The 18,428-nt window shown below is 41.3% G+C and carries 26 protein-coding genes and 1 tRNA gene; 11 read left to right on the forward strand and 16 right to left on the reverse strand.

The window, feature by feature from the left end; genetic code table 11:
- Position 1: 1 nt before the first annotated feature.
- Positions 2-75 (reverse strand) — tRNA-Arg (locus ACTJJQ_RS17040).
- Positions 76-444: 369 nt separating this feature from the next.
- Here ACTJJQ_RS17040 and gltP point away from each other — a divergent pair.
- Complete coding sequence (gltP, locus tag ACTJJQ_RS17045; RefSeq protein ID WP_024719154.1) at positions 445-1,695, forward strand: glutamate-aspartate/proton symporter GltP; 1,251 nt, start codon at positions 445-447, stop codon at positions 1,693-1,695.
- A 38-nt stretch (positions 1,696-1,733) separates the two neighbouring features.
- Here the strand turns inward: gltP and ACTJJQ_RS17050 are convergent, their stop codons facing one another.
- The gene (locus tag ACTJJQ_RS17050; RefSeq protein ID WP_440600437.1) at positions 1,734-2,753 is read right to left on the reverse strand and encodes a S66 family peptidase; all 1,020 of its coding nucleotides are present in this window, start codon (positions 2,751-2,753) and stop codon (positions 1,734-1,736) included.
- A gap of 79 nt (positions 2,754-2,832) precedes the next feature.
- The gene (locus ACTJJQ_RS17055) at positions 2,833-3,708 is read right to left on the reverse strand and encodes a DMT family transporter (RefSeq protein ID WP_440600438.1); all 876 of its coding nucleotides are present in this window, start codon (positions 3,706-3,708) and stop codon (positions 2,833-2,835) included.
- Positions 3,709-4,003: 295 nt separating this feature from the next.
- Here ACTJJQ_RS17055 and ACTJJQ_RS17060 point away from each other — a divergent pair, with 295 nt between their 5' ends.
- Both ACTJJQ_RS17060 and ACTJJQ_RS17065 read left to right on the forward strand, forming a co-directional pair.
- Entirely contained in the window at positions 4,004-4,729 is a 726-nt protein-coding gene (locus ACTJJQ_RS17060; protein WP_007496390.1) for an AzlC family ABC transporter permease, read from the forward strand.
- Positions 4,726-5,046 (forward strand): AzlD domain-containing protein, encoded by a 321-nt coding sequence (locus ACTJJQ_RS17065; protein ID WP_008346681.1) that lies wholly within the window; start codon positions 4,726-4,728, stop codon positions 5,044-5,046. Before ACTJJQ_RS17060 ends, ACTJJQ_RS17065 begins: the two co-directional genes overlap by 4 nt.
- A gap of 35 nt (positions 5,047-5,081) precedes the next feature.
- Here ACTJJQ_RS17065 and ACTJJQ_RS17070 read toward each other — a convergent pair whose 3' ends face one another.
- Both ACTJJQ_RS17070 and ACTJJQ_RS17075 read right to left on the reverse strand, forming a co-directional pair.
- Positions 5,082-5,744 carry an O-methyltransferase gene (locus ACTJJQ_RS17070; protein WP_081091382.1) on the reverse strand — a complete coding sequence of 221 codons (663 nt, stop codon included), beginning with the start codon at positions 5,742-5,744 and terminating at the stop codon, positions 5,082-5,084.
- A 153-nt stretch (positions 5,745-5,897) separates the two neighbouring features.
- Positions 5,898-6,083, reverse strand: a complete 186-nt coding sequence (locus tag ACTJJQ_RS17075) for a CsbD family protein (protein ID WP_024719159.1) — start codon at positions 6,081-6,083, stop codon at positions 5,898-5,900.
- 126 nt (positions 6,084-6,209) lie between these two features.
- Here ACTJJQ_RS17075 and ACTJJQ_RS17080 point away from each other — a divergent pair, with 126 nt between their 5' ends.
- Positions 6,210-6,761, forward strand: coding sequence for a GNAT family N-acetyltransferase (locus tag ACTJJQ_RS17080; protein ID WP_217967503.1), 552 nt, complete (start codon positions 6,210-6,212; stop codon positions 6,759-6,761).
- A 4-nt stretch (positions 6,762-6,765) separates the two neighbouring features.
- Here the strand turns inward: ACTJJQ_RS17080 and ACTJJQ_RS17085 are convergent, their stop codons facing one another.
- The gene (locus tag ACTJJQ_RS17085; protein ID WP_024719161.1) at positions 6,766-7,353 is read right to left on the reverse strand and encodes a LysE family transporter; all 588 of its coding nucleotides are present in this window, start codon (positions 7,351-7,353) and stop codon (positions 6,766-6,768) included.
- Between the two features lie 112 nt (positions 7,354-7,465).
- Here ACTJJQ_RS17085 and ACTJJQ_RS17090 point away from each other — a divergent pair, with 112 nt between their 5' ends.
- On the forward strand, positions 7,466-8,020 hold the full coding sequence (locus ACTJJQ_RS17090; RefSeq protein ID WP_008346691.1) for a helix-turn-helix domain-containing protein: 555 nt from the start codon (positions 7,466-7,468) through the stop codon (positions 8,018-8,020).
- Between the two features lie 43 nt (positions 8,021-8,063).
- Here the strand turns inward: ACTJJQ_RS17090 and ACTJJQ_RS17095 are convergent, their stop codons facing one another.
- The 6 genes from ACTJJQ_RS17095 to ACTJJQ_RS17120 form a co-directional block, all read right to left on the reverse strand.
- Positions 8,064-8,357, reverse strand: a complete 294-nt coding sequence (locus tag ACTJJQ_RS17095; RefSeq protein ID WP_008346693.1) for a hypothetical protein — start codon at positions 8,355-8,357, stop codon at positions 8,064-8,066.
- A 350-nt stretch (positions 8,358-8,707) separates the two neighbouring features.
- Positions 8,708-9,760, reverse strand: coding sequence for an LLM class flavin-dependent oxidoreductase (locus ACTJJQ_RS17100; protein ID WP_024719164.1), 1,053 nt, complete (start codon positions 9,758-9,760; stop codon positions 8,708-8,710).
- Between the two features lie 17 nt (positions 9,761-9,777).
- Positions 9,778-10,401, reverse strand: coding sequence for a nitroreductase family protein (locus tag ACTJJQ_RS17105; RefSeq protein ID WP_242731645.1), 624 nt, complete (start codon positions 10,399-10,401; stop codon positions 9,778-9,780).
- Positions 10,385-10,858: a MarR family winged helix-turn-helix transcriptional regulator gene (locus tag ACTJJQ_RS17110; protein ID WP_007496406.1), complete on the reverse strand. Its 474-nt coding sequence runs from the start codon at positions 10,856-10,858 to the stop codon at positions 10,385-10,387. The genes ACTJJQ_RS17105 and ACTJJQ_RS17110 overlap by 17 nt, the downstream gene beginning before the upstream one ends.
- A gap of 109 nt (positions 10,859-10,967) precedes the next feature.
- Positions 10,968-11,507, reverse strand: coding sequence for a dihydrofolate reductase family protein (locus ACTJJQ_RS17115; RefSeq protein ID WP_440600439.1), 540 nt, complete (start codon positions 11,505-11,507; stop codon positions 10,968-10,970).
- Positions 11,508-11,586: 79 nt separating this feature from the next.
- Positions 11,587-12,138: a TetR/AcrR family transcriptional regulator gene (locus ACTJJQ_RS17120; RefSeq protein ID WP_024719167.1), complete on the reverse strand. Its 552-nt coding sequence runs from the start codon at positions 12,136-12,138 to the stop codon at positions 11,587-11,589.
- Positions 12,139-12,288: 150 nt separating this feature from the next.
- Between ACTJJQ_RS17120 and ACTJJQ_RS17125 the strand changes: the two genes are divergently transcribed.
- From ACTJJQ_RS17125 to ACTJJQ_RS17135, 3 genes are all read left to right on the forward strand, one after another.
- Complete coding sequence (locus tag ACTJJQ_RS17125; RefSeq protein WP_041507615.1) at positions 12,289-12,912, forward strand: GNAT family N-acetyltransferase; 624 nt, start codon at positions 12,289-12,291, stop codon at positions 12,910-12,912.
- A gap of 68 nt (positions 12,913-12,980) precedes the next feature.
- Positions 12,981-13,376 carry a VOC family protein gene (locus ACTJJQ_RS17130; protein ID WP_058336361.1) on the forward strand — a complete coding sequence of 132 codons (396 nt, stop codon included), beginning with the start codon at positions 12,981-12,983 and terminating at the stop codon, positions 13,374-13,376.
- A complete protein-coding gene (locus tag ACTJJQ_RS17135) occupies positions 13,373-13,897 on the forward strand; it encodes a GNAT family N-acetyltransferase (RefSeq protein WP_024719169.1) in 525 nt (174 codons plus the stop codon). Before ACTJJQ_RS17130 ends, ACTJJQ_RS17135 begins: the two co-directional genes overlap by 4 nt.
- Before the next feature lie 12 nt (positions 13,898-13,909).
- Here ACTJJQ_RS17135 and ACTJJQ_RS17140 read toward each other — a convergent pair whose 3' ends face one another.
- Positions 13,910-14,179, reverse strand: coding sequence for a YesK-like family protein (locus tag ACTJJQ_RS17140; protein ID WP_335352441.1), 270 nt, complete (start codon positions 14,177-14,179; stop codon positions 13,910-13,912).
- 51 nt (positions 14,180-14,230) lie between these two features.
- Here ACTJJQ_RS17140 and ACTJJQ_RS17145 point away from each other — a divergent pair, with 51 nt between their 5' ends.
- Positions 14,231-14,704, forward strand: coding sequence for a GNAT family N-acetyltransferase (locus ACTJJQ_RS17145; protein ID WP_440600440.1), 474 nt, complete (start codon positions 14,231-14,233; stop codon positions 14,702-14,704).
- Here the strand turns inward: ACTJJQ_RS17145 and ACTJJQ_RS17150 are convergent.
- Positions 14,696-15,484 carry a GNAT family N-acetyltransferase gene (locus tag ACTJJQ_RS17150; protein ID WP_440600448.1) on the reverse strand — a complete coding sequence of 263 codons (789 nt, stop codon included), beginning with the start codon at positions 15,482-15,484 and terminating at the stop codon, positions 14,696-14,698. The two genes, ACTJJQ_RS17145 and ACTJJQ_RS17150, sit on opposite strands and share 9 nt — an antisense overlap.
- A 161-nt stretch (positions 15,485-15,645) precedes the next feature.
- Between ACTJJQ_RS17150 and ACTJJQ_RS17155 the strand changes: the two genes are divergently transcribed.
- Together ACTJJQ_RS17155 and ACTJJQ_RS17160 are read left to right on the forward strand one after the other, a co-directional pair.
- Positions 15,646-16,086, forward strand: a complete 441-nt coding sequence (locus ACTJJQ_RS17155) for a LytTR family DNA-binding domain-containing protein (protein ID WP_440600441.1) — start codon at positions 15,646-15,648, stop codon at positions 16,084-16,086.
- Positions 16,083-16,499, forward strand: coding sequence for a hypothetical protein (locus ACTJJQ_RS17160; protein ID WP_072368465.1), 417 nt, complete (start codon positions 16,083-16,085; stop codon positions 16,497-16,499). The genes ACTJJQ_RS17155 and ACTJJQ_RS17160 overlap by 4 nt, the downstream gene beginning before the upstream one ends.
- A gap of 60 nt (positions 16,500-16,559) precedes the next feature.
- Here the strand turns inward: ACTJJQ_RS17160 and ACTJJQ_RS17165 are convergent, their stop codons facing one another.
- Together ACTJJQ_RS17165 and ACTJJQ_RS17170 are read right to left on the reverse strand one after the other, a co-directional pair.
- Positions 16,560-17,210, reverse strand: a complete 651-nt coding sequence (locus ACTJJQ_RS17165; RefSeq protein WP_017358441.1) for a response regulator — start codon at positions 17,208-17,210, stop codon at positions 16,560-16,562.
- A 5-nt stretch (positions 17,211-17,215) separates the two neighbouring features.
- Positions 17,216-18,400 carry a sensor histidine kinase gene (locus ACTJJQ_RS17170; protein WP_072368474.1) on the reverse strand — a complete coding sequence of 395 codons (1,185 nt, stop codon included), beginning with the start codon at positions 18,398-18,400 and terminating at the stop codon, positions 17,216-17,218.
- Positions 18,401-18,428 lie beyond the last annotated feature (28 nt).

An 18,428-nucleotide genomic window follows, 5' to 3' on the forward strand; every position in this document is an offset into this window, starting at 1 on the left:
GCGCGCCCGAGAGGAGTCGAACCCCTAACCTTTTGATCCGTAGTCAAACGCTCTATCCAATTGAGCTACGGGCGCTTAATCAGGCGACTTAATTATCTTAACATATCGTTTTTATTAAGTCAACATCTTTTTGAAGTTTGTTTATCGTATCTGTCTGAGCATCAGTGTTTCAGATGCGTCATCAGCGACGAATAAAAATATACCATGAATCACGCAAAAGGGTCAATACATTTTTCTAAAAAAGTTTCATGTTTTTTAAGAAGTGCTCTTTTGTTAGATAAATAGAGTTTCAATCGCCCTATTTTCATTTCTTTCTTCATAATTCTAATGATTCTTAAATAAAATCTTTCTAAATCCAAAGGAGGACAAAACATGGTCACCTAGAATTTTTATTTATTGGAAAATTCTTAATATTTTCCATGCATTTAAAGGAGGTAGGAGATGATGAAAAAGTTTGTCGCTTTTCAAATCATGATCGCTTTGGTGATAGGAGCTCTTATCGGCCACTTCTTCCCTGATTTCGGAATGGCACTGCGGCCCATTGGGGATGGCTTTATCCGATTGATTAAAATGATTGTAGTCCCTATTGTTTTCTCTACGATTGTCATCGGCGCAGCTGGCAGTGGTGGAATGAAGAAAATGGGTAGTCTCGGATTAAAGACAATCATTTGGTTTGAAGTCATTACGACCATCGTTCTTGGAATCGGGCTTTTATTGGCCAACGTGTTAAAGCCAGGCGTTGGACTCGATTTCTCTCAATTAGCTAAGAAAGATATTGGGGAACTCGATGGTTATACTCAAAAGGTCGTCGATTTTAAACAGATGGTTTTAGACATCATTCCAACCAATATCATCGATGTCATGGCTCAGAATGATTTACTAGCAGTGATTTTCTTCGCTATTTTATTCGGTGTAGCCGCAAGCGGCATTGGGAAAGCTTCCGCTCCTGTCCTTACCTTCTTTGAATCAGTAGCACAAATTATGTTTAAGCTCACACAAATGGTCATGGTGACAGCTCCTATTGGAGTTTTAGCATTAATGGCAGCTTCTGTCGGACAATACGGCATTGTTTTACTCATTCCTATGATGAAACTTGTTGGCACTGTCTTCTTAGGATTGTTTATTATTCTATTTGTTTTGTTCCCTCTTGTCGCACTGATCTTCCGTTTTAACTACTTCGAAGTGTTGAAAATGATTTGGGATTTGTTTTTAGTGGCCTTTTCTACTACAAGTACAGAAACTGTTCTTCCACAGCTCATGTCACGGATGGAGAAATACGGCTGTCCGAAAAGAATTGTTTCCTTCGTCATCCCGTCAGGTCTTTCTCTTAATTGTGATGGTTCAAGTTTATATTTATCGGTTTCCTGTGTGTTTCTTGCACAAGCGTTTGGCGTCGATATGAGTTTATCACAGCAGCTCCTCATGATGCTTGTCCTTGTTTTAACAAGTAAAGGCATTGCAGCTGTCCCGTCTGGCTCACTTGTCGTTCTTTTGGCAACAGCTCATGCAGTAGGTCTGCCAGCAGAAGGTGTCGCTATTATCGCCGGGGTTGACCGGATTATGGATATGGCTCGAACAGGCGTGAATGTTCCTGGACATGCGGTTGCCTGTATTGTTGTTTCTAAATGGGAAAAAGTATTCCGAGAGTCTGCATGGGAAGTTCCAAAAGCAGGTGAAGAAACAAAAGGAATGTAATGTTTTTTATGAAGGAAAGGGGTCGCCCTTTCCTTTTTTTATGGCAAAAATGTCTGCTTCAGCACGGCTTTACCTTCTTGCTGCAACTGCACCTCCGCATATGCTCCGTTAATGAGGGTCATTTGAGGCGGTACGTGTCCACAATCAATATCGTAAACAATTGGTATTTGTAATTCCTTATGCAATTCTCCATATAGATCCGTATATTCATATCCTTCCACAGGAGTGTCCACTGCACTCCTGCCAAACATGATGCCAGAGCAATGATCAAACCAGCCTGCTAGTTTTAATTGGACAAGAGACCTCTTCATACTCGCAGCATTTAATTCACAGTTTTCAAAATACCATAGAATGGGTTCACCTTTCAGGTATGTTTCTTGAAAAGCTTTGACATCTCCAAAAGGCGTGCCAGCTAAGTGCCGAATCACATCAATACAGCCACCCATCAGTCTTCCCTTCATCGTCGTCTCTAAGTGATCAACAGTACGCCATGCGGTTGGTTCGGTTAAATGAAAGACATGAATGCTTGGATGGTCATACTGCCATTCCTTTTGATACATATCAGAAGAAAATTGAGTAACGTCCTTTTTCTCTGGAGTGGAAAGTATTTGTTCCCACATAGAAGTCACCTGATCAAGCTCTTCCCCCTGAAGATCCACCAGGTTCGGTCCATGCGCTGTCGCAATGCCTGTGTTTAATGTCAAAGCTAATAGAAGGAGACTTGTATCTGAGTAACCAAGAATCCACTTTTTTTGCATCACTGAGAAATCAAGATGCTCTAACACTTCAATAAGCAGCTGTCCGCCCCATGGCGGGATGATGTGGTCAATCTCATGACAAGTCATCATCCACTGTAACTCATTTGCTCGCTTGATTGCAGGGGCTGATTTCGCTTTTTCCTGCTGCCATACTGTCTCTCCACATATGACTTCATAGCCTCTTTTTTTCATCCGATCGCAAGACAGTTGAAACATCTCATGCAAAGAGGGTTGTACACCTGAGGACGGTGCTGTCACCCCAATCGTTTGTCCTTTTTGCAAAAATGGATACTGGATCATCCTGCTCACCTCCACCTTCTATGAATCTCTCATCTATTCATTGTAAAGAAAATTCCCCTTCTTCAAGGGGAATCTCGTCTTACTCTCTCTGACGCAGGACAGTATATACACCTGCGAAAATACACAAAATCCCAACAAACGAACGTAAGCCCATCTCTTCACCTAGAAGCAGCCATCCAAGGACCGTACCAACGATTGGTTGAAAGAAGAAAAACAGACCACCGCTTGAAGCGTCCATCAGTTGAAGCCCTCTATTCCACAAAAAGAAAGCAAGGGCCGTTGAGATGATACCTAGATACAGAATGCCGCCCCATATTTCCGGTCTTGCCATTTGATGCACATCCAGATGAGGCAAACGAAACAAGACAGGTGGTGTTAATACGATAAAGGCCACAATGATCGCATATGTTGTCGTCACTACTTGAGGATACTTTCCTGGAACTCGTTTCAAAAGAACAGACATGAGTGCCCATGTTAATGCAGCAATAACCAGTGAAAGACCACCAACAAACTCATCCGTTTGAACAGCGACAGGCCCAATCATCGTCAGCACACCTACTGTAGCAAGCAGAATGGAGACACACTTTCTCATTGTGAAAGATTCTTTTAATAGAAAGAAAGCGAAAAGCACCATAAAAGCAGGTGTGGCCGATGTGATGACGGCACCCATTTGTGCAGACGTATACATTGTGCCAATTTCTTGGGTCACGATCGAGAGAAAGTTGCCAATCAATCCAATCGCCACAATCAGCGGGATATCCTTTTTGTCTAACCGAAAAGAGTAACCCAAACGCCAAATCGTGAACACAAGAACGACTCCAGCTATTGCATATCTCATCCAGACGAGCTCAAGTGGCGGGACAACCGCAACTGTTACTTTGACCACTACATACATACCGCCCCAAATACTAGCAGCTAACGCTAAGTAGAGGGCTCCTATATATTTTCCATTCATTTTTTCCCCTCCGTTACTGGATATATTCACTGCGATATCCACAAACGGAGATCACTCTCCGTTATGGACGGAGGTGATTTGGTACATCATGTTCAAATAAAGGCTTCCATTGCATATCAGTCACCCCAATTGTGTTTATTTTCTGATTACTTTATAACAAAATCTGGTTCACTTCAATCCTTTTTATCGCCATGTTTCTTCATATAATAGAAGTTCAATAGGATTGACATGATGAATTCGTTTTCTTATAGTAAGTAAAACAATTGATGTTTACATAGAAAAGGAGTAGAGGTATTTGGATGTTGAAGCTAGGAAACACATTCCCACTGCCGGAAACGAACCGTTTCTTGAGGGAATAAAAGATTGTGTGCCAACCTTGCTTGGTTATATGAGCATTGGGTTTGCCTTTGGAATTGTTGGCATTAGTTCGCAGTTAAGTATATGGGAAATCGCGCTGTTATCTATCTTTATTTATGCTGGCGCTTCACAGTTTATCATCTGTGCATTACTTGTGACAGGAAGCCCTCTTTCCGCTATTATTTTCACCACGTTCATTGTCAATTTACGGCATTTGTTACTCAGCCTTACGCTTGCCCCCCATTTTACACGCTACTCTGTAAAGCAGAACATCGGATTTGGTCTTCTGCTTACTGATGAATCCTTTGGCGTAGCGATGAATAAATTAGCACAGCAAGGAAAATTGAATAACAGATGGATGCATGGACTGAACATTACAGCTTATTTATGCTGGATTGCTGCGTGTACACTTGGCGGAATATTCGGACACTGGATTTCAAATCCAGAGGCGCTTGGTCTTGATTTTGCCCTATCCGCGATGTTTGCTGCGCTGCTCATTCTTTCTTTACAGACGGTGCCAAAAAATAAGCTCACCCATCGCTTATCACTTGTTTTATATATGTTTGTTGCGATGTTTGTGCTGCTTCATTTTGTTCCTTCACACGTGGCTGTTTTGTTGGCAACTGTGCTTGTTGCCACTATTGGGGTGGTGACAGATAAATGATTAGCAGTTTTATGTTATGGCTCATTCTTGGCTGTATGATTGTGACCATCATCCCAAGAGTCGTTCCATTTTTATTTGTAAGGAGTATACAGATGCCAGAAGTGGTGCTCAAATGGTTATCATTTATCCCCATTTGTATATTTACCGCTTTGATTGCAGAGCATCTATTCATACATACTACAGCAGGCGTCACCATTCACTGGATGTACCTTGCTGTCTTGGTTCCAACTGTGTTAATCGCTGTTTGGACAAAAAGCTTGTCCCTCACCGTTCTAGTAGGCGTCATGCTGATGGGCACAGCTAGATGGTTTTTCTAATAGAAAAAGCTTAACCGGATGCGGTTAAGCTTTTTTCATTTTACGATACCGTATACAAAGCCGTCATAGCCTTTTTCGCCAACAGTTTGAATAGCGGTTGCCTCAATTCTCGACTCTTGTTTGAGTAAATCGAAAAATTCACGCGTTCCCTTCACTCGCTCATCTTGATCAGAGGCATGGAGAACTGCCCCATTTCTGACCACATTGTCTGCAATAATGACTGTTCCCTTTTTTGAGAAATGTAACGCCCACTTCAAATATTGCGGGTTGTTTGGTTTGTCTGCATCAATGAAAATCAAATCGAACGGAAGCGTATCCTGCTCTTTTAACTGAGATAAAGTATCTAACGCTTTTCCTTGTAAAATGGTGACACGTTCTGCTAGGCCTGCTCTGTCTATGTTTTGCTGTGCGGTTTCTGCATGATGACTGACAGCCTCTAATGTCATGAGTTCTCCATCCGATTCAAGTGCACGGGCAAGCCAAATGGTACTATAACCGCCAAGTGTACCGATTTCTAAAATGCGCTTTGCACCCTTGGTTTTTGCTAACAAATAAAGTAGTTTTCCTTGGGCCGGCGACACATCTATTTCTGGTAACCCGGCTTGCTTATTCTTGATAAGAGTTTGCTCCAATACGTCATCTTTGGCCATCAATTTGTCTTTGATATACTCGTCAACTTTCCCCCATACTTGCTCCATTTCATCCATCTCCCTTGTTCATGTCTTCTATTTAAAGTCTACATGACGGAAGCAAGAATTTATAATCAATTCTTTTCACACACCTATTGATTTTATTGATGAAAGGAATGTGATGATGGATACATGGGGCGAGTACCTGCAAGTATGCGCAAACTACTGATTCAGCTTATTTTTCACGTCACCTTTTTTATCTTGAAGCTTTCCTTTTACTTGATCTTTCTTTCCTTCTGCTTTCAGGTTTTCACGATCTGTCGCTTCGCCAAGTTTTTCTTTCACTTGACCTTTGACTTGATTTGTTTTTCCTTTCGCTTTATCCATATGTCCATTTTGTTCACTCATTTGTTCCACCTCCACGTTTGATACTGTTTATTTAGCCTTTTTGCACATGACAAAACATCTGAGTGTGCTGTGTGCGCGTTTCAGGTATGATAGACATAATGGAATGAAAGGTTGGTGGTCTGTTCAATGATCATTTCTGAAAGTATGTTCACTGTACGTGGTGTGACCTATCGTATTCGCTCTGCTGCATTAGCAGATGCCAAACAGTTATCAACTCTCAGACTGAAAATCGATGGTGAAACCGAATATTTAGATCGTGAACCGGGTGAAGCTTTTATTGATGAGAAAGGGTTCGAGGCGTTGATTCAAGAGGATTCCAATGAATGCCGTCATCTCTTTTTAGTTGCAGATATTGAAGGAGACATTGTCTGTTTTTCAAGATGCGAAGGACATTCTCTTAAGCGCTCTGCTCACAAAGTAACGTTTGGCGTCGCCGTACAGAAGGCCGCTTGGGGCTATCACATCGGGAAAGAACTTTTAGCTACATCGATCGACTGGGCAGATCAGCAAGGCATTCAAAAGATGTCACTTCAAGTAATGGAAACCAATCAAAAAGCCATTCGTTTATATGAACACTATGGCTTTGAGATTGAAGGCTTGTTAAAAAAAGATAAACGGCTGGCGGACGGCATGTATTATGATACGGTTGTGATGGGCAGGCAGCGGCCAGTCTCCTGACCGCTTACATGACATAACTCCAGATCATCGAAATCGCACTATACATAAGCAGCAGCCCCATGACGAACTGGAACGGCCGCTGATAAAGAGTTAAAAAACGCTTGAATACAGAGCCAAATAAACTCCAGCTAAATGTGCCTAAAAAACCAATGATGGCGAGAATCAGCGTCAACAACATGTATTGCATATTGGACTGTCCATACGGCAGAACAAAAGTGGAAATGACGGTTAACCCATACAAAATGGCTTTCGGATTAATAAATTGCAGCAGCATCCCCGGGATAAAATGATTATAGCGGTCTAATGTTTCGTCATCTCCGCCTTTACTTTTCATGATTTTAACAGCCAAATAGATCATGTAACCGGCTCCGATGAAAGCCATGACCCAGTCTATTTTCGGCATGACTTGATAAAGAATGAGATTAAAGAAACCGCTCAAACATAAAATGACCAAAAATCCGATCCCAACCCCTAAACAAAATCGAAATGTTTGCTTGACCCCATATTTATTCGTAAAGACCATCGCCATGATATTATTCGGCCCAGGGGTGAAGCTGGTAACAAAAGCATAAATCAACATGGAAACAATCAAATCGTTCCCTCCTTTTCATACGTTATTTAGACCCAAAAGTCTTTATTGCGTATATTACGTTTCATTGTACTATTCGGTCGTTATAAAGTAAATAAAAGAAAGGAGTTTTTTGATGGAGGATGTACAATCAATTATTGCTAGAAATGTCAAACTGCTAAGAGAGCAAAAGAAATTAAGCCTAGAAAAGATGGCTGAGGTAACAAGTGTGAGTAAAACGATGATTGGGCAAATCGAAAGAGGAGAATCCACACCAACCATCACCACTCTGTGGAAAATCGCCAATGGGTTGAAGGTGTCTTTTAGTGAACTCATATACGCACCGCAGCCTGAGATTAAGTTTGTGCGAAAAGAAGACGGACAAGTTTTAACAGAGGACGAGGGAAGGTATCGGGTATATACGACGTTCCCATTTGATGACCTGAGAAAATTTGAAGTCTATCAGGTAGAAATTGATCCTCATGGGTCGTTAAGTGCGGAAGAACATATCGGCGGTACAGAGGAATTGATTACCGTATTTGAGGGAGCACTTGATTTATCAATCGGTGATGAGCAATACACATTACAAGCTGGCGACTCGATTCGGTTTAAAGCTGACCGTGCCCATGAGTATAAACAATCAGGAGAACAGATGGTACGGATGCAAATGATTCTTTATTATCCCCATTAAAAAAAGCTGACAGGCTTGTCCACCTGTCAGCTTTACATTTTATTTAATTAAATCCTGGATCGCGTACAACCGTTCCAGTAAAGGTAACTCTATATTTTCCTAAACCTAACTCTTCAATTGATGATTGATAGAGAATACCGACCCATCCATCCTTTGCATATGTAATACTTGATGGGATGTTTGACGTCGTATATGTTCTCGTTTCTGAGACGGTTCGACTTGCTTGTACCGTTACTTCACTGTTTACTTTCCCCTTCGCTTCTACCGGGACAGCGGTGACACCCGCACCCGTTAAAACAATTGCTCCAACCAAAACAGAAGTTATGACCTTTTTCATACAAAAAATCCCTCCCTTTTTTTGTTGAACATATTAACCATACCATAATTTAGAACTTTAGTAAGTTATTTTTTCATTTTTTTGAAGATTATGATATGATTGTCTTATGCTGGATGGAGGGTGTTACATACTTCTATGCTTTTATCCTCACCTCGTTCTAGTGAAACAATTGATAACGGAGGTGATTTCATGAAAAAATGGCTTATCTGTTTTCAACTTGTTTTCCTCTTCACCTTGACGGCCACACCTTTTGCTTCTGCTGCTTCATGCCCTACAGTGAAACCATGTGTTATTGATCCTTAAGCATAAGAAAAAGTCGATCAAGCCTATTCCCTTGATCGACTTTTTTGTTATGCTTGTTCGGCTTCCCAGCGGGCAACCTCTTCTCTTACTTTAGGGGCCACTTCTTTTCCAAATAACTCAATAGCTTTCAGCACTTGATCATGCGGCATCGAACCGACCGGTACGTGCAGCATGAAGCGCGTAATGCCTACATTTTTTCGCAGATGAATCACTTTCTCTGCCACGGCATCTGGATCTCCTACATACAATGCACCTTCTAATGTTCTTGCTGCATCGAATGTAGAACGGGTATAAGGTCCCCAGCCTCGTTCTCTTGCTAATGTATTCATGACATGCTGTGTAGAAGGGAAGAATTGATCTGCTGCCAATTCTGTTTCCTCCGCAACAAATCCATGTGAATGGGATGCCACCGTTAATTTCTCAGGATCATGTCCAGCGTGAATCGCAGCTTGCTTGTAGAGCTGCACTAGCGGTGCGAACTGTCTAGGGCTGCCGCCAATAATGGCAAGGACAAGTGGTAATCCTAATAATCCAGCACGTACGACAGATTCTCTGTTTCCTCCACTGCCAATCCAGATGGGAAGCGGATCTTGAACAGGTCTTGGGTATACGCCGACATCCTGAATGGAAGGACGGTGCTTACCGCTCCACGTCACACGCTCTGACTGTTGTAATTTCAACAGTAAATCTAGTTTTTCTTCAAATAATTCTTCATAATCATCTAAGTCATAGCCAAAAAGCGGGAACGATTCAATAAATGATCCGCGGCCAGCCATGATCTCTGCACGCCCATTAGAAAGGCCATCTAATGTCGCAAAATCTTGAAACACACGAACAGGATCTGCCGATGAAAGAACAGTTACGGCACTTGTCAGACGAATATTCTTTGTTTGCGTTGCCGCAGCTGCTAATACGACTGCTGGATTTGATGCGGCAAAATCTTCACGATGATGCTCTCCTACACCAAAAACGTCGAGACCCACTTGATCTGCTAAAATAATTTCTTCTACTACTTCACGAATACGCTGTGCGTGGCTGACTGTTTTTCCTGTTTGAAAATCAGGTGTTGTTTCTACAAATGTACTAATTCCTAGTTCCATGAATGGAACCCCCTATCTTATAAATATGTCACAAATTCAGAGACCGGCTTGCGATAGCCTCTCGCTTGTCTGCTCTCTACTTTTTCTTTTCCGAGCGTGATCATTAATACAGGAACCAAATCTGATTCGATGTTTAACACCTTTTTCATTGCTTCGGGGTCAAAGCCGATCATTGGGCAAGTATCCCATCCCTTGTTTTTGGCGGCAAGCATAAATAGCATGGCAGATAATGAAGCATTGCGAATCGCCTCTTCTTTCTGAAAGTCTGATCCTCTCTGCACATAAAAACTCATCGTCTCTCTGACCATTTCCTCATATTGTTGCGCATTTAAGATGCCGAGCATTTTTAGGCCTTCATAAATGTTTCCTGCTTGCTCATAAGCTTTCGGATCGCCGAGTACAATGATCGCTGCTGAAGCGGAATGCACCTTATATTGTCCAAATGCAGCATCTCTTACTTGCTCTTTAAGCGCTTCTGATTGGACGACGACATATTGCGTATGCTGTAAATTAAAGGCTGAAGGTGCCAGCTTCACTTCTTCAAAGATACTATTAAGCTCTTCTCTCGAAATCGAGATATTCGACAAAAAATTTGATGCTGATCGTCTTTCACGTACCAATGTATCAAAGCTGTGTGTCATCTTGTTTCCCCTTTTCGTGAAGTTGTTTTGCACCTAAACCGATTTTTTTCAACCATTCAATGAGCTGTTCTTTTTCCTCTGTTTCGATAAAGGACAGATTTTGTGAAATGACATCTGTATGTTTTGGAAAAATATCGTCAAATAGCTGCTTCCCTTTATCTGTCAGTAATACATGGAATACACGTTTATCAGAAGGTGCACATTGTCTTTTGACTAATTCTTGTTTTTCTAATTTGTTGACCACATAGGTGATGCTCCCACTTGGAATGGATAGAATCTCACTAATTTTTTGAACGGGATGCGGTCCCTTACTATACAGTAATTCAAGAATTTGAAAGTTTTCAAATCCGATATCATAACGTTCAATGTCTTTTTGGATGTTTGCAAAAAGGGCATGGTAGGCTTTCATCCACACTCGGAAAAGCCTTAAGTCTAATTCCTGATCTTGCTGCACCATGGCAACTACTCCTTTTTCAATAAATCCTAAAACTAGGATAAATTTATCCTAACACTAGGATATTTTCTTGTCAACGTGTTTGTTTGATTAAAAAAAAGACCCCTGTGATTCAGTGGTCTTCTTTTGACACAAAATGCATTTCAGCAATTTGTTTGTATTGATTCACTTGTTGTAATGAAAATCTAGATTCCTGATCAGTTGGAGGGAAAAGAGGGATTCCTTTTCCAATCATGACAGGTGCGATTTGGAGATACAGCTCATCGACTAATTTTTCTTTTAATAATGCTTGAAGCAGTTCCCCGCCTCCTACTATCCAGATATGCTGCCCTTTTTCATTTTTTAAGTTGTGGATAAATGAGAGAACATCTTCACGAATGATACGGGTTCCTGTATGGCTGTCTTGTAAAGTGCGAGAAACGATATAACATGTCTTGTCTTCATAAGGAAACCCATCAGGTGAGAGCTTTAGAACCTGTTCATATGTGTTCCGTCCCATGATCAGCGTATCGACTGAAGCATAAAATTCCTCATATCTCGTATCCTCTTCGCCCTCTGTTCCTATGAGCCAATCTAAACGGTGATCATCCCTTGCTAAATATCCATCAATGCTCACTGCCCCATAAAATAGTAATTTCCTTTTCAATCTCACCACTCCCCGCCTGAAATAAGAACGTATATTCCCATTTTAACAGAAAGAATAGATAAATGATATATGATCCATTTGTTTCTTACGATTCCTGTTCTACCTTCATAAGAAGCTTGTACAAGATGTGTGCAAGCTGCCCCGCTTCGACTGTCATCCCTTCATGAATCCATTCCTCCAGTACACCAACAACACCAGACACAACAAATGAGGCCACAATCTGTTCATGCTCCGTAATTTGCCGCTGATCAAGCTGCCACTCTTTCATGATTTTTTCTTTAAAAAACGATTTGAATTGATTCGTCGTTGGGCTATTCGGTTTGACAAACAACGTCATCATGAATTGTTTTTCTTTTAAATACTCAGTTGTTTTATTTAAAAAGGACAGCATATCAAGCGGGTCCTGGCTTGGAAACGATTCATCGTATAGTCCGCCAAGCTGATCGAATAGTTCCTTCTCAAGCTGTTCATGCAAATCAAATACATCTTGGTAGTGCAAATAAAAGGTCCCTCTTCCTAAATCCGCTCTTCTAGATAGCTCTGATACTGTAATTTGTTGAACATCTTTTTCCTTTAAAAGCTCAAGAAAGCTTTCCCGTATCGCCTTTTTGGTTTTGATTGTTCGTCTGTCCTTCATCAAACACCCTCCATTTTTGAACAATCTGGCTATACCTGTCTATTTATGAACAAGAGATCATTCATTGCCGATGTTCGGTTTATTTTCCTATTATTATAATAGACATATGTTCAATAATCTATATCTGTTCAAAAAAAGGAGGGCCATCATATGCTTCAATTCAGACTTGCTAGAGAGGATGAACTGCCTCAAGTGGCAGCATTGTTAGATGATTCATTTCAGAACTATTCATTTTTTGATTTATTATGCGAAAAGGTTACCAAGCGTTCTGCTTTCGCCCGGCAGTTGCATTTGGTCAATACAAAGGTATATTTTCAGCATCAAATCTGTTTGGTCGGGGTTGAGAACGAGAAAATTGTGTCTGCCGCCCTGTTAAAACATCCCCGTCTTCCTGAGCCAGGACTCATGGATTATGTGTTATCTGGTGGGTTAAAGCTGCTCTTTACTGGCGGCATATCGGCGATTCAGCATGTGTTCCGTATGTTAAAGGAGGCAAAAAAAGCGTGTTCTTCCTTAAAGAAACCTTACTGGTATTTAGAAGCTCTTGTCGTTGCAAAAGACCAACAAGGAAAAAAACTTGGAAGCCGTATGTTAAAGCAATGTCTTTTCCCCTTTATCGCCCGGCAAGGCGGCGGACTGTTCACACTGATTACACACAACGAGGCCAATCGTCATTTCTATCGAAAAAATGGGTGGACGGAGTTTGATGAGAGAGTACTGCACGGAGAAGACATGTCCCTAGAAAGCTGGAGTTATAAAACCGTGATCAAATAAAGTATCTTCTTCAAGTGATGATATAATAGAAGCAGTTCAAACAATGATCATACTTGGAGGAGAGACTGATGATACGACGACTTGATCATATCGTGTTGACTGTTCAACATATGGAGGAAACCATTCGCTTTTATACAAACGTATTAGGAATGAAGGAAGAAACTTTTGGAAAAGGCCGTAAAGCCCTTCGTTTTGGCTTACAAAAGATTAACCTTCATGAAGCGGGTCATGAATTTGAACCAAAAGCTGCTCATCCCCAGCCTGGATCTGCTGACTTGTGTTTTATCACCGATTTAGATATAGACAGTTTATTGCTTCATCTTCGAAAGCAGGTTGTTCCAATTGAAGAAGGCCCGGTCAGACGTTCTGGTGCATTAGGTCCGATTGAATCCATTTATATCCGTGATCCTGATATGAACTTAATTGAAATCTCCCGATATATAGAGGAGGCTGATCCATCATGACTCGATTATTTTTGAGACCGATTGAAGAAAAAGATTATCCTGGTATTCATAGGGGATGCCAGCATGCAGAAACACTTTATATGACTGGCACACGCAAAACGTTCACACTAGAAGAAATTCGTTCAGCCTATACCCGTTTTCTGCTGGATGACAGTAGACGAGACTTTGCTATTTGTTTGCTAGACACGAAAGAAATGATCGGGGATGCGGCGATTGTGGATATTGATCCGATAAACCATACGGCAAGTTTCCGCATTGCGCTGCATGGTCCAGAGCATTTTCACAAAGGGTATGGTACTGAGGCTGTTCGGATGGTTCAAACATTTGCCTTTGAGACGTTAGAACTCAATCGGCTTGAGCTTGAAGTTTTTTCCCATAACCCACGAGCCTTTCGAAGCTATGAGAAAGCCGGATTTCAATATGAAGGAAAAAGACGTCAAGCGCTCTATTTCAACGGTGCTTATTCGGATGTCATCATGATGGGCATCCTTCGTGAGGAATACGATAGAATCAAATCATAAAGATGTCCCAGCCTACGATGGGTCATCTTTTTTAAACAAATGAACCCCTGTAACGATGGTCAAACAAATGATAGAAGAGAGAACGATAGAGACGCTTGATATGCTGAGCGCCATCCCTTCCCATCTGCCAATGAAGAAACTGCCGATCAATAACAGCAATCCAAACAAGGTGATACATATCGGAACAATCAGCCCGGCATGGCGATGCCTGCGTCTTTTTCCTGCCCACCACGAGAGACAGAGTACAATGACAGTAAAAATAGCGGTTTGTAGCCAGAACATATCGCATCAACTCCTTTTCTTTTTTATCCTATGACAACGGAGGTTTTTCCAATGAATATTAGACCGATTCAAAAGCAGGACAATCCTTTTATCGCGGCCATTATCCGCCAGTCATTAGAATCAGCGAATCTTGCGATTGAAGGTACAGCCTACACAGACCCACACCTTGATCAGCTTTTCGATTACTATCAATCATTGACTCATGCAGCCTATTGGATTGCCGAAAAACATGGTGAAATTGTTGGTGGCGTTGGCATTGCCCCTTTCACAGATGGCATTTGTGAGCTGCAAAAGCTTTATTTAAGCCCAAAAGCACAAGGCAAAGGTGCGGGCAAGAAACTGATGGATATGGCCCTGCAATATGCTGCTACATACTACGATGCTTGTTATTTAGAAACCCGCAGTGAATTAACAGCTGCTACTGGTCTTTATCAACGGTATGACTTCTCTCTTCTTCCTGCACCGATTGAAGGCTCAGAGCATTCTGCCATGGATGCTTGGTATCTCAAAACCTTTTCAGCGTGAGGCATAAAATAAACGATACGTCTTTGTCCAATGAAAACCTAGCTTCTCTGCCAATTTGGCCGAGGCTGCATGATGGACATCGCAATCCCAATGCGGTGTCTTCCCTTTTTCAACACAGATGCTGATCATTTGCTGAGCTGCTAACAAAGCCAACCCTTTTCCACGGCAGGCTTCATCTGTCCAAATATCGATTTCCACACGTTTTTCACTTAAAAAAATAGAGACACATTCACTGACCACATCTTCACCATTTAAGATGGCAACTCCGATGCCATTAGATAAAAAGTGATCTACTCCTCCCCAATGTGCTTCATAATAGCTGGATGGGAATACTTTGCTTGCGGCAATGACTTGTTCATTCGTGCGTTTGATCATTTCGTCTTGATTAGGCAAAATCAGATCAGGAGAGGTCAAGTCATAAGAATACGTATGTCTTTGCATTTCATTCAGTTGGGAACCGAAGCATTTTTTCATCATCTCATCTGATGCTGGATTTGCTGAAAACAAAGTGAAACGTCCGTTCTCTCTTTTTTGCTTTTTATAAACATCCACAATGAACGTTGAACATAATGAGAGTGCTGCTTCTGTCTTGCCTGCGACATAATAAATGCCGGTTGTTGTCCCTGCAAAATAGACACACGGGTGATCTCGGTGATCCACATATAAATCTCCTTGTATCACGCCATCGAGTATCGCATCTACGAACACTGGATAGGCAGGATCAATCCGCCGAATTTCCTCTTTTACCGCTCCTGTCCTTTGTTGATCTACAAGATACAACATCATTCCTCCATTCACGAACGAGTATATTTTCATTATAAAGGAAAGCCGCAGACACGCGGTGAATCTTTGCAACAAAAAGAATTCTTCTGCATCAAAGCAACATTCAATCGCATTCGCTTTCATCTATTGCTATGCTCATTGTGAGAGGAGGTTTATGAATGAAATTTCGTTTGATCTGGAATCAAGAAAAGGATGTGACGGAAGTAGACGTCATCAGCCATCCACATAATCAAGAACGTTTACAAAAGATGGCATCAATGATGGAGACTAGTACACCTCTAACGGTCAAAGATCCAAAAAATGATCGGCAGTCTCTTTTACCATTAGAACAAATTGAAGCGATCTCTGCGCTTGGACATCTGTCAAAGGTGATCACGACTCAGGGTACGACGTATTTTCTCAGTAAACGGCTGAAGGATCTGAAGTCGTTAGAGCGTGAACATTTCTATCGTATCAACAATGCAGTCATTCTCAATTTAGCGCAAGTCGACAGCTTTGTCGCTGGTACGTACGCTCGCTTAGAGGTCGAAACCATCTCGAAAAACAGCTACACCGTCAGTCGTCATTACGCCAAATATATAAAGGAGCGATTCAAATGATCAAGGAACTAAAACATCAATTTATGCAAACAGCTTTTGTCTCTATCGTATGGCTGACACTCATCCTGTCAATCACTCAATGGTCATCCTCTATCCCTTTTCATTACGTGTGGCACATCATTGGCATCGGTACTCTGGCAGGCATCGTCTTTGGGGTCATGTATCCTTTACTATGGAACTACTTTACCTTTCCAGCACCCACCAACATTCTCATCTCCACTGTCGTCAATTTAGGGTTTCAAGTAGGAGCCGTCGCTTTATATTCGACTACACTGCTCGAATGGATCATGCCTTATTTTATCGGTATAGCCTTTCTCACATTAGTAGGCCATATCATCGCCTTTCTATTTTACAAAAAGCAACAAAATCAAAAACTGGCGCAGGCACTGAATCACCTGAAGCCGCAGCCTTAAAAAAAAGAGACCTTATTTGAAAGGTCTCTTGTCTATTATTCTGCTGCTAACTCATTCTCTCTAAAAATGAATCACCCCTAATTCCACTGCTGCTTTAATTGCTTCCGCTCTTGAAGTGACCTCCAGCTTTTGATAAATATTTGTTAAATGAGCTTTGACAGTTCTCTCGGAAATCCCCATATCAAATGCAATTTCCTTACTTCGATATCCTCTAGCCACTGCTTGCAAGACAAGCATCTCTTTTTCAGTCAGCATGTTTATTTCTTTTTTCAAATGGGTCGGAGTCACTTGATGCTCTGTTGATTCAAATACTTTAGCAGCGACGTTTGCTTGAAGAAGAATATCCCCTCTGATAGCTGCTTCAATTGTATAAAATAAATTTTCTCTGCTGGCATCCTTTAAAAGATAGCCCTTTGCTCCAAGTTGCAGCCCTTCAATCATTAATTTCTCTTCGTTATAGGTAGTGAGAATCAGGACCGGTACTTTTAATTGAAGAGACTGCATCTCTTTTAACATCTCAAGCCCACTCATGTTAGGCATGTTGAGGTCAAGTAATACAAGGTCTGGAGCCTTCTCTTTCAAGATATCTAAACCCTTTGCTCCATCTTCTGCTTCACCAACAACATCAAATCGTTGATCTGTCTCAAGAATTAATTTTAATCCTTCTCTAACAACAAAATGATCATCGACAATCACAATTTGATAAGACATTGTTTTTACTCCTTTTTCAAAGGTATGGTTACCGTCACTTGTGTACCTTCATTTTTTTCGCTTTTCAAGTGTAGCTGTGCATCAAGCAGTCGGGCACGTTCTGACATACCAATTAGACCGTAATGCCCGGAAGTGGATTCTTGTTTTTTCTCATCAAAACCCACTCCATTGTCTGTGATTTGCAAGGAGATGTGATCATCTTGTTGCTTCATCATCAATTCGACCTTACTTGCTTTGGCATGCTTGGCAATATTCGTCAAACATTCACTGACAATGTATACAGTATGTTCGATGAGGAAAGGGGACACTTGATAAGAGACAGCCACTTTTGTATGAACTGGAATATTCGTCGCCGTCATAAACCGATTCACTTCATCTTTCACAGAATCAGCTAAGTCATATTGATCCTGGCTGTATGTTCGAAGGTCGTCAATGACCAATCTCGCCTCACCTAATGTCGTCCGCGCATGGCTCATTGAACCTTTAATAATGCTTTGAGCACGCTCAACATTCTGATTCTCTAAATGGGCATGGACCGCTTCTAGCTGCATAATAATACCTGCCAGCCCTTGTGCAAGGGTATCATGTAAATCTCTCGCCATTCTTTGACGCTCATTAGCAAGTGTCAGCTCTTCCACTTGTTGATGTGCCAATTCAAGTTCCTTTAAAAATGTTTGTGTACGAATTCTAGCTTTGACTTGTCTAAAAAATAAAATGGAGTATGCGATGACTACAATCAGAATCAAAAACAAAATAGGAATGTATACGGTCAAATCATCTGTATCATTGACCAAAATAAGGGCAAGAAAAAAAAGAACATAAAAACTAAGCCCTGTCAAAATCACCTTCAATGTATGATAATATACCCCAATACTTTGCGCTATTAGTACCGGTAACAGACCAATTAAGATCACAGGGGAAGCCGCCTGCATGACTGAAACACAAAGTAGAATCACTATTCCTTGAATCAGAAAATATACCCATGGATTCTGCCGAAACCAGTAAAATGACCACCAATGCAGAATCAGATGTATGGCAATAAGTGCAGAAAAAAACAGGCCAGAAAGTGCTAATGGGGTGGTTATAAACTGAAATATCATTGCTGCAATATAAACAAGAATCACCCATAATAATGTTGGAATTCGCGAATAGATCATTTCATTAAAAGGGTCTACCCGTCGTTTCGCCATAAATATCACCATCCGAGCCTCATATTCA

The organism is Bacillus sp. 22483 (genome assembly GCF_052044605.1).
GTDB lineage: Bacteria > Bacillota > Bacilli > Bacillales > Bacillaceae > Bacillus > Bacillus altitudinis.